Here is a 25088-nt window from a genome sequence, read left to right as displayed (position 1 = left end):
TGGCGTTGGCGTTGGCGTTGGCGTTGGCGTTGGTGTTGGTGTTGGCGTGGGTGTTGGTGTTGGTGTTGGCGTTGGCGTTGGCGTTGGTGTTGGTGTTGGCGTGGGTGTTGGTGTTGGCGTTGGTGTCGGTGTAGGAACCGAACTATCTGCAAACTCTATGTTTCCTGTGACTTTGGACGCATTTATTTTATTTCCCACAGAAACCAGCTTATTGGAACTGGCATTTTGCAAATCGAATTTACCGTTATTTTGTAAAGTATTGCCTCCTGGACTACTGGCACTGCCAATATCTGGTAGGGCAGTTCCAATTACAGTGATTCCATCGTCAGTGTTATTTTCGCTGACATTGTTACGCAATACAGGGCGAGTACTGCCAGAGATGACAATTCCAGAACGGTTTTCCAAAAGTTTGTTATCTCGAACTATGGGTGATGCAGTATCACTAATGGCGATGCCAAAACCTGTTTTGACACAAGTATTGCCTTGAATTTGACCTTTGGAATTTTTAGCGATCGCAATCCCATTGGCTGCATTCTCTCTGAATACATTATTTAGAATAACTGGGTTAGCATCACCTGTAGCAAATACTCCCTCACGCTTACAGTTGATGAAGGTGCTATTAGCAACTGTAGGAGCCGTTGATTCAATCCAGACACCACTACCACGGCTAGCCAGATTTGTGACAGTCACTCCCCGTAGTTCAGCTTTATCCAGCAGCACAAATGTGACATTCTGAGCAGCAAAAGTACGGCTGAGATAGCTACCACTTCCTTCAATCAAAAAGCCATTACCAGTGTTTGTTTCATCACCCACCACTATTACGCCCGATGGAACCGTTAGCGGAAATACTTCACCGCTAGCAGCATTATAATTACCATTTGCTAGTTGAATCTTGGTGCTACTTGTAGCTCCCTTGAGGGCTTGGGTAATAGTTTTGAACGGCGCTTGTTGACTACCAAGGTTAGTATCGTTACCTGATACTGGATTTACATAAAAAGTCTGAGCCATATTTATACTTCCAAAAAATACATAGCTATCCTAACGCTAACTATAAAAGTAGGTAGCGGTTGATGCATTAAGTAACTTAAAGTACTTCTCACTGCGAAGTTAAAAAATTATGCCAATACTTTTAGGTTTTACTGTTGGGATAAGTAATTATATTAATTTAGATTAATATTTAATACATTATGTAAAGCAATATCGCATAATTCTACCCAAGCTAATTGAAAGGTTTACGGCGACTGGATATTTTAATAGAATAATCTCATCAAAAGATTCGCAGAAATATCAATGGACTGGATTACACTACTGCGATCGCTACAGTCTGATTTTATTAAAAGGTTAGCATCTGGTTGTCTGCTTCATTGTGAAACAGAAGGTCAATATAGTGAATTAACTATAATCTCTGGAGAGAGATTAAAGGCTCTACGGGAATTTTGCTGGTTGATGGCTGAGAAATATAAGCGTGTTTCGCCAGTCCGTGACGTTTTTATCAGCTATCTTAAAGGTAAATTGGGCGAGGAAGTTGTCAAAGAACGTTTAGCAGATTTTATTACCGAAGTTGATTATGAAAAGCGATTCGGCGGCGATGGTAATATAGATTTTACCTTGACTTCTGACCCATCTATTGGTATTGAGGTTAAATCTCGTCACGGTAGTATTGATAGAGTTAGATGGTCAATTAGTTCTGAAGAAGTTGAAAAAAATGCAGTTGTAGTTTGCATTTTAATTCAAGAAGATGTGAGTGAAGCACAATCTGAATATCACCTTTTTTTAGCTGGCTTTCTCCCAACCCGGATGATTAAATTAAAAACTGGTAAAATTTCCTTTGGGATAGAACAATTACTATATGGCGGTGGTTTATGGTGCTATTTAGAACAGTTGCAATCTTCTATAAATAATTCTTCTAAGCAACAATCACCAATTTATAAATATCTTGCGAAACCAGAAATTTTATCTAAACCAACTACTAATAAATTTATTCAAGCTTCTTTTCAATCTGAACTTAGTGATGAAGATTTAAATATACTTTATCTTAAATTGGGTGATGAGTGTTTTGAGAGAGGAGAATATACAAATGCAATAATTAACTATAATAAAGCCTTAAAAGTTAGTCGTGGTGATGTTGACTTATATTATAAACGAGGTTTAGCCCACTATCAACTAGGAGATTATGAGGCTGCGATCGCAGATTATTCTCAAGCAATCCAGATGAATATTCAAGATGCTAAATCTTACAACAAACGAGGTTTAGCACTGTCTCAACTGGGGCGATTAGAAGAAGCAATTAATGATTATACCCAGGCTATCAGAATTAACCCTAATGTTGCCGTAGCTTATAAAAACCGGGCTGAAGCTCGTTCTCATGTAGGAGATAACCAAGGAGCAATTGAGGATTATACCCAAGCTATTAAAATTAACCCTGATTATGCTGATGCTTATAAAAACCGTGGAATTGCTCGTTATTTATTAAGTTCTCAACCGGGATTTCCCCAAGCAATCAAGATTAATCCTAAAGATGCCATAGCTTATAAAAAACGTGGTAATGCTCGTTCCGATTTAGGAGATTTTGAGGGAGCAATTGAAGACTATACTCAGGCAATCCAGATTAATCCTAATTATGCCGATGCTTATTACAACCGTGGTAATGCTCGTTCTGATTTAGGAGATTTTGAGGGAGCAATTGAAGATTATACTCAAGCAATCCAGATTAATTCAAATTATGCCGATGCTTATTACAATCGTGGCAATATTCGTCTAGAAATCGCAGATAAGCAGGGAGCAATTGAAGATTTCCAAAAAGCGGCAGATATCTATCGGAAAGAGGGAAAATTAGAAGCACTCAAAGACACACGAGAAAGAATATTAGATTTAGAAATCGAAGAATCATTAGATATTTTAAAATTCTAGAAAGCCTATTCAGATAAAGTCAGATCCCCGACTTCTTTAAGAAGTCGGGGATCTAATGGATTCGTTTACTTAGCTCAAAAAATCGTTCCAGTTTCTTTCAAATAAACCCGTGTAAATGGTTCATCTTCAGCCAAAGTATAGTCTTCAATCAATCCTTTGCGACGGATAGAAATATCATTGCCTTTTCTAATCACCACAGTAGAACTATCGAAAACATCCCGCGCTAGCATCATTTCAGTTTCGGTGGGATTGTCCAAAACTACGATATTACTATTCCGGTAAAACATCCCCTCTTCATCTAAGATTTCTTCGGCATACTCGGCAATCAGCAAATCAAGCTTAGGATGACGCAGCAAAGTTTGGACGTTGGTATTGTAGTTTTTGCTTAATACTTTTTTCGAGCGATTCACAAAAACTGCATCACGACAAACAGCCCCTATTGTCAAATTGGGATGTTGTAAAAGAATATGGTCAATGGTTTCTTGCAGTTCTTCAACGGAGATTTTATTGAAGGTGATAAGCGGTATCCTCGCATCTGTACCCGACTCAAAAAAGGTTTCTAGAATATAAGAAGGTACATCAACACTTTCACCCTCAGAAGGTTTAAGATGCATTAAAACTCCTGGTGCAGCGTTAATTTCCAGGATAGCGAAGTTACTAGATTTCCAAGATTCAGAGAGACTTTTGGTAATGACATCAATACCAAGGCAAGTCAGTTGGAAGTGTTGAGCAATATCTTGCGCCAGAATAATATTGTCATCATGAACCGTGCGTGTTGCATCGATGCTCATACCCCCGGCTGAAAGATTGGCGACTTTACGCAGATAAACAGTGCGCCCTTTCTCAATCACGCTGTCTAACGATAAGCGCTGTTCCTCCAAGTAGAGTTCCATCGCATCATCGATTTGAATTTTACTCATGGGTGAGGTAGCCGTATCTAAACGTGCAGGTTTGCGGTTCTCCAGGCGGATTAATTCTACAAGCGTTAAGTAGCCATCACCAACAACCGATGCTGGACGGCGTTCTGTGGCGGCGACAAATCTGCCATTGACACACAACATCCGAAAATCCGAGCCGGAAATACTTTTTTCAACAATTATCCGAGTTAACTGATCTTCAGGAATCGCTGCTAATGCCCTATTATAAGCAGATTCCAGTTCTTTCGAGTCTTGTATATCAGCTGTAACGCCAATTCCTTTGTGACCTACCACTGGCTTAACTGCTACTGGATAGCCAATTTGTCTTGCTGCTGCCAAGGCTTCCTTTTCAGAAAAGACGATATCCCCTTCAGGAACTGGGAAACCCAATGTCTTTAAGAATGCCTTGCAGTCATCTTTACGGGTGGTAAACTCCGAATCTAGATGACTATCACAGTTAAATGTTGTTGCTACTCCCCGGACGTGTTTTTTTCCAAAACCATACTGCATTAATCCTTCTTCCCACAAATAAAAGGCGGGAATACCTTTTTCGGAGGCTGTTCGCAATAGGGCGTAAACCGTGGGGCCACCATAGACAGATGCACGGAACTTATTTTGCAGCCTGACTAGCTGTTCATCAAAGTTAAAGTCTTCGTCTTGGGTAATGGCTTCAAACCAATCCCAAACAAAATAAACTACTTCTCTAGTTGTGCGTTCATGTAGTGATTGGACGCTAATTCGCACTAAATCTGGATATGGCTTCACACTCCATTGGTTCAGGTGCAAACCCATGTCCAGTTTTCCAACTTCGGACACAACTTGGGCGAACAGATGGGCATAAGATTCGTAGCTTTGGCTGCCCAGATTTGGATAGCGATCGCCAACGCTTGCAATATAATCTTCTATGGGCAAAGGCTCTCTAGACTCAACTAGAGTAAAATCAAATACTATTGCCCCCGTATTCAAACAGGGGTTGGGGCCAACATAATGCTTGAAGTTGAAAATATCGAATACATCCGATCTTCTCGCATTGATGCGGACTAAATCACTGCTTTTTTGTAGAACCATTGATTACGAACCTCTGGCTAAACACCCTGAAATTTATAAGGTGAGTTATCGTTACTTAGACTTACTGATTGGAGATTGATTCACTTTAATTTTGGAGAGTGATGGCAAAGCCATTGATCTAATCAGAACCTACATTAACTCTATTAGTAAGCATTTTTAACTATCTCAAGGCATAATAAAATCCCTCTTCCTCGGCAAAAAATAAAGAGTAGTAACTTCATCCTCATGAATAGCCAAAGATGTAACCTTTGAAGGGTGCAGCACCCATCCGAAAATTTGGATAATTAAATATCCAGTATAAAGACAGCATATAGCAATGAATAGCACACAAGCTGCTCTAAGAGATGAAATTCGAGAACTTGCTGAGGAAGCTTTTCACCAAAAGCTGATCTCTGGACATGGTGATGGGCCAGACATAAATGAGTATCAAATTGTCTACCAAGGCAAACCCAGGCATCTACCACTAGAACAAGCACGTTTTTTCTTGACTAACTTGCTTTACAGAAGTCGCATTCATTAGGATTTACCATCAAAGATCCAATTGCACGATAAGTTTTCTATTGACAACTAGGAACATAGTCAACATTGCCTCTAGAAAAATATTTCTAGGCAGTTCCTCTTTGGGTTTTTATTTAGTAAAAGAAAATTGATTTTGAGGAAAGCCTTTTTGTTTGTAATTTTTCTGAAAAATCTTTTGGTTCAATTGCGATCGCAAATCTTAATCCTGCCTTGTATCATGTAATCTATCACAGGGATGATTTGATAGTTTAATTGTCATGGTTTAGTGAAATTTATTAACTCACATCAGGGGACATCAAGGTGCAAAGTAATTTCAAACGGCAGTTGGTAATTATTGGGGGAGCCGAAGACAAAGAAGGAGATTCCCAAATTCTGCGGGACTTCGTGCGACGCGCTGGCGGTACGAAGGCGTACATTGTCATTATGACGGCGGCGACAGAATTACCAAGAGAAGTTGGAGAAAATTATATTAGAGTTTTTGAGCGGTTGGGAGCCGAAAATGTTCGCATTATTGATACAGAAACCCGCGAAGATGCATCTTCGTCCACCGCATTAGAAGCAATTAATAAAGCAACTGGGGTATTTTTTACAGGGGGAGATCAAGCTCGTATTACCAGCATCCTCAAAGATACCGAAATCGATGTGGCGATTCATGAACGGTTTGCCGAAGGTATAGTTATTGCTGGCACAAGTGCGGGCGCTGCTGTGATGCCAGATAAAATGATAGTTGAAGGTGATTCTCAGACACATCCACGGATGGAAACTGTTGAAATGGGCCCTGGTCTAGGCTTTTTACCAGGGGTAGTAATTGACCAACATTTTTCCCAACGTGGACGTTTGGGACGTTTAATTTCAGCTTTAATACTGGAACCTGCTGTTTTAGGATTCGGTATTGATGAGAATACCGCGATGGTCGTAACTGATAACCAAATTGAAGTGATTGGTGAAGGTGCGGTGACGATTGTTGATGAGTCAGACGCTACATATAACAATATGGGCGAAATTTTGAAGGATGAATCTTTGGCAATTTGCGGAGCAAAGCTTCACATCTTACCGCATGGATTCAAATTTGACTTGAAAACCCGTCAACCTATCCTGAATAATACCTCTGTGGCTAATGTTTCTGTACCTGTTAGTTGAATCAAGACCTAACTGTTTACAAGTACATTTAACTTGCTTGAATAAATAATCAATACTTGTAGATTAGTAACATTTATCTTTTGAATATCCTCCCAATTACTCTCAAAAACACGGGACATAGTTCCGCTTTTTGAGCAAGAAAGGGGGGATTAATTATTAATGTTGTTTATCTTAACTTCAGCAAACTGCTACAACTAGTTGTGATTTAATTTTTGACCCCTTAGAGGATGTCTGAAAAGTTTTTTTGTATATATCTAACCCTTGGAGATCCCCCTAAGTCCCCCTTTTTAAGGGGGACTTTAAGACTCTTATTTCCCCCTTTTTTAAGGGGGCTTAGGGGGGATCAAGAAATATTTGATACTTCTCAGACATCCTCTTAGCACAAAAAGTAACTAAGCTACATGCAGCGTCTCGTAATAAAGTGGCTTCCTGTTCGCGTAGCGCCTTGGAAGGAGAAGCGTAGTACATAAGAACTGCACCATACATTATAAAGCGCAGGTGTTGATGGGTAGAGGTGTGAAATGATCCGCTAAACCAGTCGGATGAAAGATACCTTCTGCTTTTGGGAATACTAGATTTACCGCCAGACTTAACAGGAAGGGGTTAATGCCTCAAGGCGTATGGAATCATAGCTCGAAAAATACAATTACCCAAAACATACTTAAAACCAGTGAAGCGTAATACAATTACCCATGAATTTGACTCTGGTTCACACGCAGAAATAATACCTTTCCAGGAAAGTGATGACAATTTATCAGAAGCATCCAATCTACTACGGCAAGGGATTCAACAGCAGCAAGCTGGTGAATTAATAGCGGCGCTGAAGTCTTTCCAACAATCTTTGGGGCTGTTTGAGGCAATTGGGGATTTGCAAAAACAGGCACAGGTGCTTTCTTTTTTAGGATTGGTTACTTACAGTGCCGGAGACTACAAAGGTTCTATCTCCTACTCTCAACAGTGTTTGTCTTTGCTCAATAACACCTCAGATTTAGCATTGCAAATGCAAGCACTTTCCCATTTAGGTAATTCATACCGTCACCTGAACAACCATAATAAGGCTATTGAGTTTCTAGAAAAGTGTTTGAAAATAACACAACAGCTGCAAGACAAACGAAGTCAAGTAGCAGCACTGAATAATTTGGGATTGGTGTATAAATCTTTGAGCAACTTTACACAGGCTATTGAGTATCAGCAGCAAAGTCTAGAAATTGTGCGGGAACTCAAAGATAACTGGGGTGAGGAACAGGTACTCAAAAATTTGGGTAATGCTTGGTATGCTTTGAATAATTACCCAAAAGCGATCGCCTATTATGAACAGTGTGTAGTACTAGCACGCTCCTTAAAAAATGTTCGCAGTGCTTCTCAAGTATTAAAAAATCTAGGTAATGCTTGCTACGCTTTAGGTGATTATACTAAAGCCATTAAGTATTATGAAGACCGATTGCTATTAGCTAAAGAAATTCAAGATAAGCGTAGCGAAGAACAGTCTTTAGGTAGTTTAGGAGTTGCCTGTGAAGCTTTGGGTGACTATAACAAAGCAATTACATATTATGAACAACGTTTGCTTTTAGCTAGAAAGATCAAAGACCGTCGCAGTGAAGAAGAAGCACTTGATCGTCTGAGAGTCGCTTGCTATGCCTTGGGTGATTATGCTAAAGCGATGCAATATCAGCAAGGAACATCTTCAGATAATTCGTAATTCGTAATTCGTGATGACAAAAAAGCCGAAAAATCGTTAAAAAGCAAGAGGGAGAGAGGAATAATTAAGAGTTAATAATTCAAAGTTACTCGCACAGATCCATTGACCCTATTGTATTTTGTTGTTGGAGACATTTGAGAACTTCTGATGTATCAACTTGGGGAAATTGGGCGTAAAAATTACTCACACTCCAAAAGGGTTCTGGTGTTTTTAAGACGATTATGCGATCGCCCCACTGTTCTAACCAAGGTAGCAATTTTTGCGGCGCGACTGGAGTACATAGCCAAACTGCTGCTGGCGAAAGTGCTTTCATCGCTGTTGCCGCTACTGCTATCGTCATACCCGTAGCAATGCCATCATCAACTAAAATGAGCGTAGCATTCTTGGCATCCACCTGCGGACAAGCAGGAATTAATTGAGCCTCAAGAGACTTAGCTTGGTTGATGGCTTTATTTAAAGCCACCTCCCGCAACCGCACATCATATTTAGACCGAAATAGCTTTTGATCGGCCCAAAGAACATTTCCGTAAGTAGTCACTGCACCAATTGCTAACTCTGGGTTTTCTGGATGGCTAATCTTTTTCGCTACGACGATTGTCAACGGACAATCCAAAAGACGTGCTATTGGTGCTGCTACTGGTATGCCCCCTCTTGGCAAGGCATAAACAATTGGTACAGGCTTTACCCCAGAATCAATAGTTTGCTGAGTCAAAACATCATGAATGACTTGCGCCAATAACTCACCCGCATGGGTGCGATCGGCAAAAAGCGGGGTCTGTGACATGGGTTCCCCCAGCATCTTAGGACGGCACTGCTTTTATCATGACTGAATTTTGTCTCAAATTAACTGATACAATAAGATTTGTATAAATAATAATTGTTCAGCAAAAGTCTATTTTTTCTGATAAATCTCCAAGCAGAGCAGTATTTAAATCAGACAAGACAGATGGTGCTGATGCCAAAATCCTAATTTTCATGAGCAGCGAAACCCAACTCAGCCTCTTCGACGACTCAACCCTTAACCAACGAGAACTGATTCCCACAGACGCGAAAATTGCGATCGCTCCGGGAACTTATTCTGACATGACGGAGTTGGCACAGCATTGCAATAGTTGCCACCGTTGTCCATTGGGAGACACTCGGACTCATGCTGTTGTCGGACGCGGTAATCTCAAAGCACCAATTCTGGTTATAGGGGAAGCCCCTGGTCAAAATGAAGACGAGACGGGTTTACCATTTGTAGGTAGATCGGGGCAGTTGTTAGAGAAAATTCTCGCATCTGTAAATTTGACTACTGAGCAAGATGTATATATCGCCAATATCAACAAATGTCGCCCACCAGATAATAGAGTTCCTACTCCCACAGAAGTGGCAGCTTGTCTACCCTATTTATTAGAACAAATTCGCTTAGTTGACCCCAAAATAATCCTGTTAACAGGTGCAACTGCTGTCAAAGGCATCACTGGCGATAAGCGAGGGATTACGAAAATTCGCGGACAGTGGCTAGAGTGGGAAGGACGTTTATGTATGCCAATTTTTCATCCTTCCTACTTGTTGCGTAACCCTTCTAAAGAAAAAGGTGCGCCAAAATGGTTGATGTGGCAGGATATTCAGGCAGTGCGGGCCAAGTTAGACGAAATTCAAAATAATAGCTAATTTGGTGAAATTATCCAAAATATAGCGTTTCCCGATCTGGTGAGATACAACAACCCCACCCCGCAAGCGAGGGCTAATTATGTGGTTTTTGGGGTGTGCGATCGCTTTGCGTGATAATTTGACGATTATTTTACAGGATAGTGATTAAGTGTAGTTATCCAGTCCATGTTTATAGGAGTTTTATTTTATCTAATTAGGAATCCAAAGTTAGTATTCCCAATCAATCAACATAAATCTCAAATTACTATAAACGATTGCACTACCGCAAACCCTTCTCCTGCAACAGCGCATCTACCCAAACTACATTCTCTTCTGACAATCGTGACGCTGGCTCTTGACTGTAATCTATTACCAAGTCATAACTTGCACGGTCATAAATCCCAGCTAATAAACTCTGTAAATCCACCAACGGTTCGCTATCGCCCGTTCGCAAAGGCAAGAGAAATGAAGGAATTATATCTTGCAAATCAAAGGCATATAAATCAGATTGGGGACGATTTTCTGCTCGACTAACCAAAATACGATAATCATTTTGCGTACCGTACCCAAAAACTAACATTGGTTCCCCGACACGCAATAAATCAATTTCTATCAAATGTGTTGAACTTGCTAACACTCGCTGTCGCTTAGTTTCGTATGCGTTGCGTCCTTCTCCTAGACGTTTATTTTTTGGTGAGAGAATTTCAATCACTGTCACTACTTCTTTTGTTCCTACCTTCCGTACTTCTAAATATCTCTCCTTTACTATCTCAGGTATAGGAACTGTAACCGTTTTAGGTTGAATGGCAGGTGTAGCTACAGCTATATTCGGTATTTTAGGATTTACTGCTGTCTGCGACTTTTGTACTATTACATCAGGAATACCAACTAAGAGTTTATCATCGCCAGTAGTTTGATAAATTCGTTCTTCAATAGCGACAAAATATTTAGGACGTAGTTGAGGAGAGAGATAATCTGCGATCGCTACTATTAGTCTCCCATGTACTCCTGGCCATAGTTCAGGATCTTCTAAATAGGGGTTCATTCCTGGAAAAGGATAAGCCATAGCAAATATCTCAAAACCAAAATTTTAAAAGTAACTCTCATAATCCTCTCTTCCCTTGCAATAAGAGTTGGGGGTGGGGTTCTAAGAACAACTCGTAAGTGCAATACCACATTGATCTGCTTTTGTCAACCAACCCTTAACACCTTGAGATTCTACCTGCGCCCAATCTTCCTGACAGCCTTATTCGCAGCAATTGTTCTCACTTTTCGGCTTTCTTAACTGGTATGCTAATTTTACAAAATTTAGTCCTATGATTGCAGGTGGATACAACACAACGATATGGAAGTTATTCTTGACAAGATGCGCTTACTTTGGTGCTTCTACCATGATTGTTACAAAGCGCAGAAAGTTTAGAGTTTCTTCTATAGGACTTAAATAAAACACCCCATGAATTGAGGGTAACAAACACAGATCAGTTGATAACCCGCAACTTGGATTACTTATCAGCCTTACCAGCTTTTTTCAAACCTTGCCATCTTTCTCGCAATCGCTTCAAGTTAGGAGTATGACCACCATAACGCCAACTAACATAGGCTTGGCTAATCTCATCTATGACCTCAGCAGTTGCTGGGGCATGATGCTGGTACGATCCTTTGGCATATTCTAAAGGTGTTTGGGCTGGATGCTTACCCAAACCTTTTTGAGATGTCCATTGCAGCATTTGTTGATAAAGGCTTTCCATTGCTGGCAATTTCTTTAACCATCGACGATTACGCCACTGTCGCCACTGTCCCCAACCCAGCCAACCGAAGAAAGCTGCTGTGGTTGCCAAGATTAAGCCAGTTAATATACCAAACCAACCTTGGGAGAATAAAGCTAAAAACCAAGCGATCGCTCTAACTACCCACTTAAATATTGTCTCAAATACATTATTCAACAAACCTGTCACTGGAGAAGGCAACCATCCAGCAACCCAATGCCACAATTGACGCAACACACTAAAAGTTTGAGTATCCTCAATTGAAGGTGGTATCAGGGGATGATTGGGAATCGGGTCAAAAGCAAACCAGCCATATTTCGGAAAATATACTTCCGTCATTGCATAAGCATCAGTATTACGGACAATATATAGCCCTGTAAATGGATTAAATTGTCCTGCACTAAAGCCTGCTACCAACCGCGCTGGGATACCAATGGAACGTAGCATTACCGTGAGAACTGTTGAGAAGTGGTCTGGATAACCGCCTTTATATTTGAATAAAAAAGCTTCTACTAAGTCATCTTTTTCTCCCAAATAAGGCAAATCTAAGGGGTTTTGGGGAAAAGAGTAGTTTTGCTTGAGGTATTGAGCTAGGTAGAGAGTCTTTTCATAGGCTGAATCTAGACTTTTAGAAGACTTTCCAACTCGTTCCCGATTGTAGTTAGCAAGAATTTCTTCGGTACGTTGTCGAACTTTTTCGGCAATTTCGGGAGGAATTTGCAGATAATGCTTCTTAATTTGTTGTGGATAATTAGTAGAAGCTTGACCTAACAAAGTGCGATCGCGGTATGGTACTTCCGAAATTACTGTATAAGTGAGTCCTTCAGATAATTCCACAGGCGATCGCAATCCATTTTCTGTATCAACTGCAACCACTGGTGCCGGAAAGTAAATCTCTTTGGGATAAGCCATCGCCGGAATTAGGTTAGGCAAATCCGCCACCACTGTATAAGTTTGAACTATCTCTTGGGTTTTACCAGTAATTAGAGGTCGGTTTAGAAAGATTTGGTAAGACCAAGGCGATCGCCTGATGGTTGTAACATTATCATTACGGGAAACTTCCCATCCTTTACCTGTATAGCGATCAAATCCTAATACTCGCCAAAAACCTTCAGCTTGCGATCGCACCCGCATCACAACTTTCGGTTTCATCTCGCCCCGCAGGTTTTGGTTAATTTGGCTATTAAAACCGTAATAAAAGTTATTATCTACTTTACCTGGTTGACCAGTTTGGTTTTGTCCCGTACCACTGCTACCACTGCCTTGATTATTACCGTTACCTTGGCGGACATAACCGGGATTAATAATACTACGTCCTGTGAAACTACCTTTAACTTGAATAGGAGAACTTACAGGAAAATTCCGTAACTGATAGCCAGGGAATCTGGGTAAAACAGCAAAAATTGCCAGTCCCAGAACGACAATTAACAAAAAAGTCAGAATTAAAAATTTAAAATTAAGGGTTGAGGAATTTTTCTTGTTGAGTTTTTCCTTTTGAGTTTTTAATGGCTGCAAACCCAAGCGTGAGCGGTAATCTAATACTAAAGTTGGGAGAGCGATCGCTAAAAATAACAGCAACACAGGTGCAAATGCTAAAGTCTGACTTAGGGTTGCCGCCACACCCAATAAAATCAGTCCGATAACAATCGAATAGCCCAAATTTTTGCGGCGGGGTGTATCAAAGCTGTGCAACACCTGGAGTTGAATCAATAACTCCGCCAAACTCAACCGTGTATCATTCAACTCTCCTACTAACCGCCCAAAAAAAGCACCCAGCGCTATTAACATTCCGATAGCGATGCAAAATTGAACTGCAACATTGCGATCGCGGCGACGATAATAACTCCAAACCGCACCCAATACACTTAGGGGTAACGCCCAAAAACTGAATGAAGTTTCGGCGGCGATATCCGTTGCCCCAATTCCCAAAATAACCAATGCTAGCACCAGCAACCGCAGGGAAATTGAATCTTCCACTTCTATTAAAGGCGATCGCTGTGGATTTTGCCGCCAGAAATTGCCTACAGGGACACGCCAAAACCGATTCATCCAGGATAAGTTGAGCATTTCTAGTCTAAGTATAGATACCAGGGAAATAAGGCTGAGGACGAAACTGTTCGCCCTACTTTAAAGTATTCCCGTTAGAAGAAGCTTTCTTATGCTGCCTTTATGGATCTATCAAGGTTTATTGCGTATTTTTAAAAGTTATGGACTTCTCAAGAATAAATTGTCCAAAATTATTTGTAAATTTTTAGGGTAGCACAGCTAGCTGTGCTACCCGGAGATGGGATGTTTTTTTAATGGAAATTCCTAAACAGTTTTAGCCTAAAGCCAAGCGTATTAATGTACGCCATCACCGCCGACTGTAGCGCCAATGAAGATAATTTTGTATAAAAAACAACACAATCGAATAAAATCGTTGTGAAAAATTGGTGGCTTGGTAAATAGAGGCGAAATCAGCACAACAAACCAACTGGTTCTCCAGGCTTTGCTGGTAAACAAGTGGACTGACGAGTACCCACGGAAAATCAATTATTAAATGGAGGATGAGTCTACACCCACTGGTTAACAATTACCACGCATTAAGTATAAGTAAGCACCCTGGTGCTAGTAGGAACTAGAACATCAAAAAACTCCAAGGCAACAGCTAGGCAATAGTTACCTTCAGATATTCGGCATTACATACTAGCGGTAGTAGTTAAGGTTACACAGTGGGGTTAATGACAAACAAAAGCGGCTGTTCGTCGATTTCTGGAAACTCAACTTCTAAAGTATAAGTTGGGTTAAGTTGCTCACAGCCTAACTCTACACTTAAGTATCCCGGAGTCGAAGATGTTGCCATTGCTAAAGTGCCACTTGTGCGAAGTGTCAAAGTCCCTTTAACAGGTAACTCAGCTTGAACAAGTAACTTCGTAACACCTACAGACTGATACTCTACTCTGATATTCAAATTACCGACAGTAGTCAGCCATTGTCTTTCTACCACTGGATCGGTTACTGAAAGTGGTAGAGTCAAATTTTCCAGTAATTGTTTAGCCGCCATCAACGACAAAGCCATCTGTTGACGCAACTGTAAATCCGAGTAATCGCTCTGAATATTGGGTATTGTCTCCAGAGTACTCGCAGAACGATAGGTGCTTCTTAGCACCAATCCAGCTATATCGTTTAGTGCTTGAGACTCGTTGGGAAAAAAGTTCTCCACCACTTGAACTAATTTTGCTCCCAGAGGTACTGAAGATGTCACCAAAGCCTGACATTGTTCCAGCAATTGCTGGAAAACTCTCTCCGGCAATGGACACGGCAGTTTCAGTTTTGACTGTTGTACCATCCACCCCCAGGTAGGAACGAGCGTCATTGAAGGCTCATCAACAAAATCAGGATATTCGATTAATTGTGTTTCCCAAGGAAATAAAGGTGGGTGGTCTTGGGCTTGGATTTGTAAGCGATGCTTAAGGACAGCTTGAAAACGATCTTGCACAGTAGGAATTTCTCCCAATTGAAAGGTCTGGGGCGTTCCTCCCAATTTTGGCTCACTGCTTTTTGAAGCAGTGGCTTCATTGTAGAGGTTTTTTACCCCGTCATTTTCCTCACATTCTACAGATTGCTCAGTATTTTTGACATCATCTGTCAATAACCAACCGAGACACTGAGATTGTAAGGATTCTGAGTCACTATTCATGAGTAGATGCACCTGATCCGGAAACTAATGAGTTACGAATTTCCCAAGCTTGCTCAAGAATTTTAAACCATCGTTTTTGAAGCTGTGCCATTGACAGCCCTAGAGTTTTTGCGATTTTCTCATCGGCTTGCCCTTGTTGCTTCAACTCTAATAAAGACCGTTGCTTACTGTCTAGCTGTGCTGTGTATACTTGCCATTGCTGGGGAGTTAACCCCAAATTAGTGTGTAAAGAGGCTTCCAGCCACTCGTGAACTAATTCCCAACGGTGTAACAATGCAAACCGAATCAAATGATACTTGAAGCGCTGCTGTAAGTAATCTCTCTGACGAGGGGTTAAACCTAAAACCGACTCAATTTCCTGAGCTGATAAATCTTGGAGGCGGAGGGAAAAGTAATCAGCACAGTCAGATTGTTGCCGTTCTTCGAGATAATTCATTAATTCTGTAACTACAACGGAACGCAAGGTATCTTCTTCAGGTTCGGGTTCGGCTTGCGTTGCCATTGTGGAGCGCAATTGATGCACTGCTGGTTCTTCCCAAGAACCATCGCCTTCATTATTGCTGCCTTCTGCGGCTTGTTCTATATCTACACTGGTTTCTGGGGGCTGCTGTTGAGAAAAAGTTTGTGCCCGCAAAATAATTAACTGCTGCTGACGGCCTGGTAAAGGAATGCGTCGCTTGCCGTAGCGTTCAGTAAAGGCCATGTACTCGGACAATTCTAGAAGCGTCTGGGGGCGATAAGTAGCACCGAGTTGATTTTCTCGCCGGAAAGCGTTTAATGCTTCTAGATAAAAACTTTGTAAAAAATCTTCAATTATAGTTAGTCGCCCTTGATAGCTTAATTGCTTCTGAGGCGGATTAATGTATCGATAAATAATTGCACTCAGAGTGCTGTGTAATTCTACCCTGCCCCGATTTGAACCCAACTGATAGTACCTGAGACACTGTTGTAGCCGATGCCGAGCCAGGGTCATCGCCGAGCTTTCTACAGTTCCAGAAGCTTGAATACGTTTGCTCTCATGGCAAATCCGATATACTTCGGTGGTAATACGTCTTGCTACATCGTGGCAATTCTGTTCCGAAGCTTTGGTTGATTGTTGAAACTCCTTGGATAGGAGTTGAAAGATCACCTCCACGCCTTTAGAATTTTCTCCCAGAATATTTGCAGATGGAATAGTTACGGTTGCGGCTGAATTCATAGTCTCAGTTTTCAAAAGACCCTAAGTATTTAAATACAACCTGTACGACTGTGGGTATTGGCTTTTTCGGTTTTACGTATAAGCTAAACGCAGACCAATCCTATATTGAGAATATGGCTGATTTTATTATTCCCAACTTGGATGGGATTGTTCACACTTTGATAGATTTTATTGCCATTACCCAGGAGCCGTATACAAGTAATTATGGATTTAGAAGCACAAATTCAATTGCTGATTGACAATGCACCCCGCGATGGTATAACACCAAATCTGATTGCAGCAATTGCTCCTGCCCTTAGAGCGATCGCTCAAAAATTACGTCACTCCCAGTACTATATTCTCCAAAACTCGGAGGCAAGCTGGGTTTTAACTACTTTGAGCAATCGTGCTAATCCAGGATTGGAAAAGCGAGTTATTTACGCTTTCCCTACCATACAGGATGTCTCTCTAATTTCCACTGCTGGGCTTGACCCTCAAATGCTAGCTAAAATTACTCCTGTCACCCATATTTTGTTCCAATTGGTGGCATTAGAACCCGTAGATAGTATCGTTTTTTTGGAAACGCCGGGTAAGACCACTCATACCGTCGAAATTCGGCGAACCGATCTAGAGAAACGTATGCAGAAAGAGTTGCGACAGCTGCGATCGCCTAAACAGATACCCCCTGATATTGCATAGAAAAATTTGGGATGTAGGATTTTTTAGATACAATCCCACATCCCAAATTTTGAGTCTCAAATTTGTTTGAAAAAGTTTTTGATGAAAAAAAATTAATCCCAATAACCACCTTTTTAGTTCTTTAAAGAACCAGGCGATCGGCTTAATTTTCTGACTAATCTAAAATTGGTTAACAAACAGTTATCAGTGAACATTTTTCAGAATTTAGCTGATCACTTAGCCAATTATTGTCGCCTAAGAACAGGTGGTAGGTTTAATTTGGGGTTTAAAACCTATTTTTTACCTGTTAACTGGTGAATGGTTTAATAAAGGCGACTCAGTGTGTACTCAGCGATGTTGATCAGTGCCTGGTGAGATTCTGAGGGTGGGAGAACTGCAAGATGTTCAATTGCCAACTTAGCATGGTGAGCAGCTAACTCTCGCGCCTGCTGTATGCCTTGACTATCTTGAATTAGTGCTAGTGCTTGCTCTAAATCTCCATCTTGAGCAAACTCCCGGTCAATCAGCACTTCCAAGGATGGTTTTTCCGCTAAAGCAAATAAGACTGGTGCAGTCAGATTACCACTTTTGAGATCAGACCCCACTGGTTTACCCAAGGTATCTGTTGTACTAGTGAAATCTAGAATGTCGTCAACAATTTGAAATGCTATGCCAAAATGACGACCGTAGCTATATAAATGCTCAACAATTTCCCGCGAAACTTCACTAAGTAACCCAGCAGCTTTAGAACTGTTGGCAATTAATGAAGCTGTTTTGTAATAACTCTTTTGGATGTAAGTTTCAATAGAGATACCAGCATCAAAACGATTTAGTCCTTGTTGGATCTCTCCGGTAGCCAGATCCATAATTACTTCTGAGAGGAGTTTCACCACCTCCAAATTGTCCAAGTTTGCTAAATACCAGGAAGATTGGGCAAAAAGAAAATCTCCTGCTAATATGGCAATGCGATTACCGAACAAACTATGAACGGTAGGAACGCCTCGCCGCACGTCTGATTCGTCTACCACATCGTCATGTACCAAGCTTGCTGTGTGAATCATTTCTGTAATCTCAGCTAGGCGGCGATGACGTGGTGTAATGTCTTGATCTAACATTGTTGCCCGCGATATCAGCAGGACAATAGCTGGTCTGATACGCTTTCCCCCAGCTCCGAATAAATGTTCGGCTGCTGCAAACAAAATGGGGTGGCGATTTCCAACTAGCTGTTTTAGGTTATCTGCTAGTAGTCGCAGGTCTGCTTCCACAGGGGTAAACAGGGAGGTGGCTGGGGTCATGGATGGGCGGACTCTGACTTAGGTTACGAAAGTTTACATATCCTACACTCATTTTAAGATAACGCTGTGCCAGCGCAAAGTTTTCATCAGGTAATCTCATTTTTATGAGTCTATCGGTGATAATTAAGGTTGCTAATGCTTTTGTCAATAAGCAATTATGCTTAATTTTGGAGTGTTCGTTTTAAACTAACTTAAAACATGACTTCTCAGTATATGAAAACAAAGATAAGCCTAAATTATATTAAGAGTGTTCCAAAAAATAAATGATCTAAAACCTGTCATTGCGAGCGCTTCTCTACGAGACGCTCCGCGAACGCTCGCAATGACAATTGAGCATTTTTTTACTTGGAGTACTCTAAGTAGTTTCCCAGTACACGTTTACCGCCACAGATAAAAGCAAAATTCAAGCAGTATTACTTATTGACAAAATGGCTATAATTTAAATTAAACCGCCAATGGATAAAACTAAATTTCTTCAGAACTGAAGTGTAGCTTTTCAAAAAATTTGAAATTTAGCCTTTGGGTAGGCTTCAAATTCAGAATCGTTGTGTTACGCTAAAATGTAGGAATTTTAAATTTTTCAGATATTCACACCCCAAAAGTAAGTCACTTACTAGGTGATTTTACTGCATCGGTGATGTGGGTCTAAAATAATTAGTCGTAGCTTAGAATTAAGGGAATTATTCTCTTGGTTTTTCCTACGATATGCAAAACTCCTGGCTTGGAGCTATGCAATATCCCTATGGGAAGCCGCTACACGTCTTCAGCGCACGTTGAGCGCAAGCATTGCTCTTTTCACAGCAGTGTGAGTAAAAATAACGCAGATCAAGTAGATCGCTGAGAATCGTAGTCTTAGGTTGCTAAACGGTAATCTAGCTGCTGTGGATCTATGGTCTGCAAGAAGTCGCATTAGACAATAAATTCTTTGTCCGTAGAGAATCTTATCTCTATAGGTAATTTTACCATAGGAAACTCTAGCAATCAAGTACGTACTTAATTGCTGAGGTTCTACTAATTTGATGGAATTTTGTATTCGTTTGAAAAGGTGCTGGTAGAACAATGATTCACGGAAGTATACCTATGATGATTTTTATTTTAGCGTCTGGATATTTGTTCACAGTCTACCTATTATTGGCATTGGCAAAACGAACAGGTACAAAAGCTGTTCCGAAAAGTTTCTCTTCATCTGCCGAAGGAAAACATAAACAGGAGATATCGGTAAGGACAAAGGTGACTGAGGCTGTTAATAGTCAGTAGTCAGTAGTCATTTGTCCTTTGTCTTTGATTTAAAGACGAAGGACAAATTAGTTTTATTAGACCTCTTGCATAAATGCTTAAACTGTCATGTTGAGCGGGGTTAAACAGAGTAGTGAGATTCTTCTCCTCACTGCGTTCCGTTCAGAATGACATTCTTGATTTTTTGACTTTTGCAAGAGGTCTATTGAAGTTGGGAAATAGCGGTATCAGTGAAGCAAACTTCTTCAACCATTGGGGTATAGCCTAGCCACTGCACTCCTGACTGGGAAAATTGTTGTGGACAACCGCTAACAGCGAAGCGAGTTGGCAGTGGGAGGTGGGTATTTTTTAAGCCTAGCAAGTCTAACTCTTGGGCACAAGCTGCCACGACATGAACGGCTGGGTCAACTAGCTTGACTTGAGGGGGAAGAAGCGATCGCAATACTGGTGTAAGGTGGGGATAATGGGTACAGCCGTGAACTAAGGTGTCAATTTCCTGCTCTATTAAAGGTTCTAGGTAGGCTCGTGCCACTTCAGCAGTGTAGGGGTCATGAATCCGGTTTTGCTCAATCAGTGGTACAAACTCAGGACATCCAACTTGCCAGACTTGGACATCAGGAGCAATTTCGATTATGGCGTGTTTATAAGCATTACTTTTTGCGGTAGCTGGAGTGGCAATTACACCAATCCGCTTTCCTTCCTGCACCGCAGCTTTAGCACCTGGTAGAATTACTCCCAAGATGGGTATGTTGAATTCTTGACGCACGGTTTCAAGGGCCAGGGCAGAACTGGTGTTGCAAGCCATAATTACCATTTTTACCTGCTGCTGTTGTAGCCAGGTAAGAATTTCGCGCGTAAATTTTAAAATTTCTGCTTGTGAACGAATTCCGTAAGGAAGTCTAGCTGTATCCCCAAAGTAAATAATTGATTCATTGGGGAGTTGCCGATATAGTTGGCGCAGTACCGTCAATCCACCCACACCACTGTCAAAGATGCCAATTGGGGCACGTTGGGGTTCAAGAGCCGAAAAATCGTCAAGATTCGCTTCAAAGATCGAAGATGAATACACAGGCGGATATTAATTTAGGTTTTGGGATTTAAAATACAGAATTTAGCAGACAATGCACTAATTGACCACTAAATTCTGCCTGCCAAAGGAATCTAAATACCACCTTTTAATAGTAAGTTCTATAATTAACGCTGCAAATATTTTAGGATACCACGAGCGATCGCATCTGCCATCTGATTTTGATACTCTGGCGTTCCCAATCTAGGATTGTCTTCTCGACCAGACATATAGCCTGCTTCTACTAAAATCGAGGGCATAGAGCTTTTCCTGAGAACGTAGAATCTGGCTTTGCGGGTTCCCCGGTCTTTGATTGTACCGATGTTCTGGAGGATGCTATTCCGAACTGCTTCAGCCAAAGCATAACCGCTATCGTAATAATACACTTCTAAGCCATTCACATCAGGACGACGATCAACCGAATTAGCGTGAATGCTGACAAACAAAGTCGCATTAACTCGCTCGGCGATATCTACCCGTCCCTGAAGTTCTACGAAAAAATCAGCGTCCCGCGTAAGTACTGCTTGTACACCATTTTGCTCTAAAATTGCTGCTACCCTTCTACCAATAGGCAAGACTACATCCTTTTCTAACAGTCCACCCAGACCAGGAGCACCTGGGTCTTTTCCACCATGTCCTGGGTCAATAACTACTAATAATTTTCCTTTGGGAACCGATGGGCGCGGCTGTGGCTGTGATATAGGACGGGGATTATCTATGGGGTTTGGAAATTGACCTTGGTTTGACGATGATAGAGGAGGTAAAAGAACCGGGGGGGTGATGCTACCAGAGGGTCGTAATTCTAGAGCCAAAAGTTCGTCGCCAACCTGATTGAGTTCGCCAATTTGCACTCCGGCTGCTGGTTGAACTAAGACGACGACAGTATTAGATTCTTGTGGTTGCAGGCGGACTCGCAGGATAGGGCTATTAGGATTAAAAGTCGGGCCTGTAACTTTAGGAGCTAATCGAGCGTTATTGATAGTAATACGGTACAGACCAGAAGTTCTATCCCAGCCTCCTGTAGCAGATAAAGCTTGGTTGGCTCTAATCAATAGTTGTGTACCGTTATTAGCCAGTTGCACAGATTCGATAGTTGCTGTACTAGATGGTATGGGGCGTGGACTATTACCTCCAGGTAACTGGGCAATGCCACGACTGGGCAGAAGCACAAAACCACTACTGTTACTATTAGTTGCTCGCCAATTTTGGCTATTTTCGTCCACCTGTAAAGTCATGCGAACAACAGATGGGCTTGTTTGTAGTTGGCTGAACTGAATACGGCTGACACCAAAGCGATTAATTGACAAATCGCGTTGTTCTAGATTTGGTGATAAAGTAGCGCTGGCAATGTCGATGTTAATTGCCCTTTGATCGTTGCTACGATTTACCTGGATTTGAGGATTACCACCATTGGTACGAATAAAAAAACCATCGCCTGTGACTTGTAGGTTCTCTATTTGAGTAACCCTGGCGGCAAGCATTCCATTTTTTGGTGGATTAACAACAGAGGGTGTTGTTACTACGTTATAAATATTTCTTGGGGAGAACGGTGATGGAGATGTTCTCAGTGAAGGTTCTGTTGCTAGAGCTTGTTCTTGTTGCCCACCAGTATTTGTTGAAGGGACATTTTCGGCTTCTGGCGTAGGTAATTGCACCGTCCAACGATCGCCAGTTCTACCAACAAATTGTACTCTCTTGGGGTCTAAAGTATAACCAGGAGTCATTTCAACGACTATGCGCGTTGTTTGTTCGTCAAACTGCCCAATACGGATAGCGCGAATTGCACCGCCTACCTGCTGCGTTAGTTGAGGACGGCCAAACGTGGTTCCTGGCAAATCAATTACCAAGCGAGTGGGGTTAAAAATTAATTGTGCTTGGGGTTGAACATTCCCTACAGTATTAAATTCCAGCTTGTTTTGATTGACATCAAAACGCCAAGATTCCAGTGTCGCGGCCATTGCTGGCGACGATAGCATGAAGATAGTTCCAATAGTACTGGATAGTAACCAGCGTAATTTCACAGTCTTTTCTCCTGATTCATATTCATGGGAGCCGTTAACATCTCAACATATTGGCAAATCCTCACACCATCACCGCATACACTTGAGTATTATGCTGTCATTAAGACACAGCTAATGGCGTAAAATATAGCACGCTCCTCTGATTTTGCCATGCCATTAGCTTAGATAAATTAAACTTGCAAAGCATCAGATGACAATAACAAAGAAGCTTCTCTTGTCCCGCCGCAAGAATACTGAAATTGTTGTACTACTAAATTGGAGAAAAAAGGTAAAGATTAGATATATTTACTCAAAATTTTGACTAAATTACTTATCTTCTCTTTAGATACTGAAGGATACCACGAGCGATCGCATCTGCCATTTGATTTTGGTAAGCAGAGCTTCTGAGTTTAGCGTTATCATCTCGACCAGTCAAATAACCTGTTTCTACGAGGATAGAAGGCATAGAACTTTTTCTGAGAACAAAAAATCTGGCTCGCCGCACTCTTCTATCTTTGATATTTACGCTTTGGAGAATACTGTTATGCACAGTGCGAGCTAGACCCAAACCACTATCGTAATAATATGTTTCCAAGCCACTGACATCCGAACGACCCGGGCCGACTGCATTAGCGTGAATGCTAACAAAAACATCGGCATTTGCCCGCTCTGCTAATTGCACCCGTCCCGGAAGGGTAACGAAATAGTCAGAATCTCGCGTCATAACTACTTGTACGCCATTTTGCTGCAAAACCTGAGCAATTCTTTTGCTAATAGGCAAAATCACATCTTTTTCGCGTAGTCCTCCCAGACCTACTGCTCCGGGGTCTTTACCGCCATGTCCGGGGTCAATGAGGACTACCACTCGCCCCTTGCTAACTGGACGCTGCGGTTGTTTTGGGGGCTGAGGATTGGGATTGTTTGGGTCTGGGAATGGCCCACGGTTTGGCGGTGGTAGCCCAGGTAAAGCAAAGCGGGGTTTTGCGGGGGGGACTGCAACAATTCGACGAGAGCCTTGTATTGGTAAAGCCAAAAGCTGTTCGCTAATTTTCCGGGGTTGCCCAAATTGCACTCCGGCTGCCGGTTGAACTAAGACAACGACTGTGTTGGGTTCTTGCGGTTGCAGGCGTACCCGGAGAATGGGGCTATTGGGGGCAAAAGTAGGGCCTGTAACTCTGGGAGCTAACTTGGCATTGGGAATTGTCAGGCGAAACAAACCGGAAGTTCTATCCCAGGTTCCCGTCGCAGATAAAGTTTGGTCGGCTCTAATTAGCAGTTGTGTGCCATTATCAGCCAGTTGCACAGACTCAATTGTTGCTGGCGAGTTGTTGGCAGATGGTCTGCTAGGAAGGGAAACGGGTTCTGACTGATTATCTGAATTATTATTTCCAGGCAATCTCACAACGCGACTAGGCAGAACCACCAAACCGCCACTGTTACTATTACTTGCTCCCCAGTCTGGGCTATTTTTGTCTACCCGCAAAGTCAAGCGGACACTAGGAGTTTGGTTTTGGATTTGGGTGAATTCGACGCGGCTAACACCATGTTTGTTAACAGGTATATTATTCTGCTGCGCTAGACGTGGTGATAAAGATGCGCCAGAGATATCCATGAAAATGGTAGCGCGATCGCGGCTACGAACTACCTGAATCGGAGGATTACCTCCACTGGTGCGGACGAACAACCCATCGCCTGTTACTGTCAAGCCCTCAATTTGCGTTGTCCCTCGTGTAGTAGTGGCAACCCTTGAAATACTAGGTTGCGGCTTAGAATCTGGGGTGACAACAGTATAAGCACTTCTGGGAGATAAAGCAGGAGATGAAGCTACTTTATCAACTTCTGGTCTAGGTAATTGCACCGTCCAGCGATCGCCAGTTGTCCCAACAAATTGGACTCGTTTTGGGTCTAAAGTATAACCAGGAGCCAGTTCGACAACTATGCGCGTTGTTTCTGTATCAAACTGCCCAATGCGAATCGAGCGAATTCCACCCCCAACCTGTTGAGTTATTTGTGGACGACCAAATGTAGTTCCTGGCAAGTCGATTACCAACCGAGTCGGGTTGAAAATTAATTGTGCTTGGGGTTGAACTGCTCCTACAGTATTAATTTCCAGCCTGTTTTGATTAGCATCAAAGCGCCACGATTCAAGCTTCGCAGCCATTGCAGGCGACGATAGCATGAAGATAGTTCCAATAGTGCTGGGTAGTAACCAGTGTAATTTCACAGTTCTTTCTCCTAATTCATGTTCATCCGAGCCGTTAATATCTCAACTCATTGGGAAATCATCACGCCGTCACCACTTA

General features: G+C 41.8%; 18 protein-coding genes and 1 pseudogene. 7 read left to right on the top strand and 12 right to left on the bottom strand.

Going from position 1 to position 25088, the window contains the following annotated elements; all coding sequences use genetic code 11:
- Positions 1-1008: DUF1565 domain-containing protein (locus VB732_RS08410; protein WP_323230356.1), on the bottom strand; the 1008-nt coding region annotated here is incomplete at its 3' end.
- A gap of 282 nt (positions 1009-1290) precedes the next feature.
- On the opposite strand from VB732_RS08410, the gene VB732_RS08405 reads away from it, so the two are divergent.
- Positions 1291-2910, top strand: coding sequence for a tetratricopeptide repeat protein (locus tag VB732_RS08405; protein ID WP_323230355.1), 1620 nt, complete (start codon positions 1291-1293; stop codon positions 2908-2910).
- Between the two features lie 74 nt (positions 2911-2984).
- Here the strand turns inward: VB732_RS08405 and VB732_RS08400 are convergent, their stop codons facing one another.
- Positions 2985-4895 (bottom strand): acetate--CoA ligase family protein, encoded by a 1911-nt coding sequence (locus VB732_RS08400; protein WP_323230354.1) that lies wholly within the window; start codon positions 4893-4895, stop codon positions 2985-2987.
- 316 nt (positions 4896-5211) lie between these two features.
- Between VB732_RS08400 and VB732_RS08395 the strand changes: the two genes are divergently transcribed.
- The 3 genes from VB732_RS08395 to VB732_RS08385 all read left to right on the top strand — a co-directional run bounded on the left by VB732_RS08395 (position 5212) and on the right by VB732_RS08385 (position 8253).
- Positions 5212-5415 carry a hypothetical protein gene (locus VB732_RS08395; RefSeq protein WP_100900450.1) on the top strand — a complete coding sequence of 68 codons (204 nt, stop codon included), beginning with the start codon at positions 5212-5214 and terminating at the stop codon, positions 5413-5415.
- Between the two features lie 299 nt (positions 5416-5714).
- Entirely contained in the window at positions 5715-6554 is an 840-nt protein-coding gene (locus VB732_RS08390) for a cyanophycinase (RefSeq protein ID WP_323230353.1), read from the top strand.
- A gap of 670 nt (positions 6555-7224) precedes the next feature.
- Entirely contained in the window at positions 7225-8253 is a 1029-nt protein-coding gene (locus VB732_RS08385) for a tetratricopeptide repeat protein (RefSeq protein WP_416235734.1), read from the top strand.
- Positions 8254-8338: 85 nt separating this feature from the next.
- On the opposite strand, the gene VB732_RS08380 is transcribed toward VB732_RS08385, so the two are convergent.
- The gene (locus VB732_RS08380) at positions 8339-9037 is read right to left on the bottom strand and encodes a phosphoribosyltransferase (protein WP_323230352.1); all 699 of its coding nucleotides are present in this window, start codon (positions 9035-9037) and stop codon (positions 8339-8341) included.
- A 191-nt stretch (positions 9038-9228) separates the two neighbouring features.
- Between VB732_RS08380 and VB732_RS08375 the strand changes: the two genes are divergently transcribed.
- A complete protein-coding gene (locus tag VB732_RS08375) occupies positions 9229-9909 on the top strand; it encodes a uracil-DNA glycosylase (RefSeq protein WP_323230351.1) in 681 nt (226 codons plus the stop codon).
- 259 nt (positions 9910-10168) lie between these two features.
- Here the strand turns inward: VB732_RS08375 and VB732_RS08370 are convergent, their stop codons facing one another.
- From VB732_RS08370 to hetZ, 5 genes and pseudogenes are all read right to left on the bottom strand, one after another.
- Positions 10169-10954, bottom strand: coding sequence for a DUF4058 family protein (locus tag VB732_RS08370; RefSeq protein ID WP_323230350.1), 786 nt, complete (start codon positions 10952-10954; stop codon positions 10169-10171).
- Positions 10955-11035: 81 nt separating this feature from the next.
- Positions 11036-11134: pseudogene (locus tag VB732_RS08365) on the bottom strand (SH3 domain-containing protein); the annotation flags it as partial.
- A 256-nt stretch (positions 11135-11390) separates the two neighbouring features.
- Positions 11391-13721 carry a DUF3488 and DUF4129 domain-containing transglutaminase family protein gene (locus VB732_RS08360; protein ID WP_323230349.1) on the bottom strand — a complete coding sequence of 777 codons (2331 nt, stop codon included), beginning with the start codon at positions 13719-13721 and terminating at the stop codon, positions 11391-11393.
- 637 nt (positions 13722-14358) lie between these two features.
- Positions 14359-15333 carry a PatU gene (locus VB732_RS08355; RefSeq protein WP_323230348.1) on the bottom strand — a complete coding sequence of 325 codons (975 nt, stop codon included), beginning with the start codon at positions 15331-15333 and terminating at the stop codon, positions 14359-14361.
- Positions 15326-16531, bottom strand: a complete 1206-nt coding sequence (gene hetZ / locus VB732_RS08350) for a heterocyst differentiation protein HetZ (RefSeq protein ID WP_323230347.1) — start codon at positions 16529-16531, stop codon at positions 15326-15328. The genes VB732_RS08355 and hetZ overlap by 8 nt, the downstream gene beginning before the upstream one ends.
- A gap of 204 nt (positions 16532-16735) precedes the next feature.
- Here hetZ and VB732_RS08345 point away from each other — a divergent pair, with 204 nt between their 5' ends.
- Positions 16736-17209: a hypothetical protein gene (locus tag VB732_RS08345; protein ID WP_323230346.1), complete on the top strand. Its 474-nt coding sequence runs from the start codon at positions 16736-16738 to the stop codon at positions 17207-17209.
- Positions 17210-17511: 302 nt separating this feature from the next.
- Here the strand turns inward: VB732_RS08345 and sds are convergent, their stop codons facing one another.
- Positions 17512-18483: a solanesyl diphosphate synthase gene (sds, locus tag VB732_RS08340; RefSeq protein WP_323230345.1), complete on the bottom strand. Its 972-nt coding sequence runs from the start codon at positions 18481-18483 to the stop codon at positions 17512-17514.
- Positions 18484-19542: 1059 nt separating this feature from the next.
- Between sds and VB732_RS08335 the strand changes: the two genes are divergently transcribed.
- Positions 19543-19740, top strand: a complete 198-nt coding sequence (locus tag VB732_RS08335; RefSeq protein WP_323230344.1) for a hypothetical protein — start codon at positions 19543-19545, stop codon at positions 19738-19740.
- Between the two features lie 181 nt (positions 19741-19921).
- On the opposite strand, the gene murI is transcribed toward VB732_RS08335, so the two are convergent.
- The 3 genes from murI to VB732_RS08320 all read right to left on the bottom strand — a co-directional run bounded on the left by murI (position 19922) and on the right by VB732_RS08320 (position 25009).
- Positions 19922-20788: a glutamate racemase gene (murI, locus tag VB732_RS08330; RefSeq protein WP_323230343.1), complete on the bottom strand. Its 867-nt coding sequence runs from the start codon at positions 20786-20788 to the stop codon at positions 19922-19924.
- A gap of 125 nt (positions 20789-20913) precedes the next feature.
- Positions 20914-22806, bottom strand: coding sequence for an N-acetylmuramoyl-L-alanine amidase (locus tag VB732_RS08325; protein WP_323230342.1), 1893 nt, complete (start codon positions 22804-22806; stop codon positions 20914-20916).
- A 310-nt stretch (positions 22807-23116) separates the two neighbouring features.
- Complete coding sequence (locus tag VB732_RS08320; protein ID WP_323230341.1) at positions 23117-25009, bottom strand: N-acetylmuramoyl-L-alanine amidase; 1893 nt, start codon at positions 25007-25009, stop codon at positions 23117-23119.
- Between the last annotated feature and the right edge of the window lie 79 nt (positions 25010-25088).

This window comes from Nostoc sp. UHCC 0252, from assembly GCF_034931145.1.
GTDB lineage: Bacteria > Cyanobacteriota > Cyanobacteriia > Cyanobacteriales > Nostocaceae > Nostoc.
The sequence above is the reverse complement of the archived record's forward strand: the minus strand, read 5'-3'. Positions and strand labels throughout refer to the sequence as shown.

Coding starts and splice junctions, on each gene's coding strand:
- VB732_RS08405 (WP_323230355.1), top strand. CDS start 1,291: ATGGACTGGATTACACTACTGCGATCGCTACAGTCTGATTTTATTAAA.
- VB732_RS08400 (WP_323230354.1), bottom strand. CDS start 4,895: ATGGTTCTACAAAAAAGCAGTGATTTAGTCCGCATCAATGCGAGAAGA.
- VB732_RS08395 (WP_100900450.1), top strand. CDS start 5,212: ATGAATAGCACACAAGCTGCTCTAAGAGATGAAATTCGAGAACTTGCT.
- VB732_RS08380 (WP_323230352.1), bottom strand. CDS start 9,037: ATGTCACAGACCCCGCTTTTTGCCGATCGCACCCATGCGGGTGAGTTA.
- VB732_RS08375 (WP_323230351.1), top strand. CDS start 9,229: ATGAGCAGCGAAACCCAACTCAGCCTCTTCGACGACTCAACCCTTAAC.
- VB732_RS08370 (WP_323230350.1), bottom strand. CDS start 10,954: ATGGCTTATCCTTTTCCAGGAATGAACCCCTATTTAGAAGATCCTGAA.
- VB732_RS08360 (WP_323230349.1), bottom strand. CDS start 13,721: ATGCTCAACTTATCCTGGATGAATCGGTTTTGGCGTGTCCCTGTAGGC.
- VB732_RS08355 (WP_323230348.1), bottom strand. CDS start 15,333: ATGAATAGTGACTCAGAATCCTTACAATCTCAGTGTCTCGGTTGGTTA.
- hetZ (WP_323230347.1), bottom strand. CDS start 16,531: ATGAATTCAGCCGCAACCGTAACTATTCCATCTGCAAATATTCTGGGA.
- VB732_RS08345 (WP_323230346.1), top strand. CDS start 16,736: ATGGATTTAGAAGCACAAATTCAATTGCTGATTGACAATGCACCCCGC.
- sds (WP_323230345.1), bottom strand. CDS start 18,483: ATGACCCCAGCCACCTCCCTGTTTACCCCTGTGGAAGCAGACCTGCGA.
- VB732_RS08335 (WP_323230344.1), top strand. CDS start 19,543: ATGATTCACGGAAGTATACCTATGATGATTTTTATTTTAGCGTCTGGA.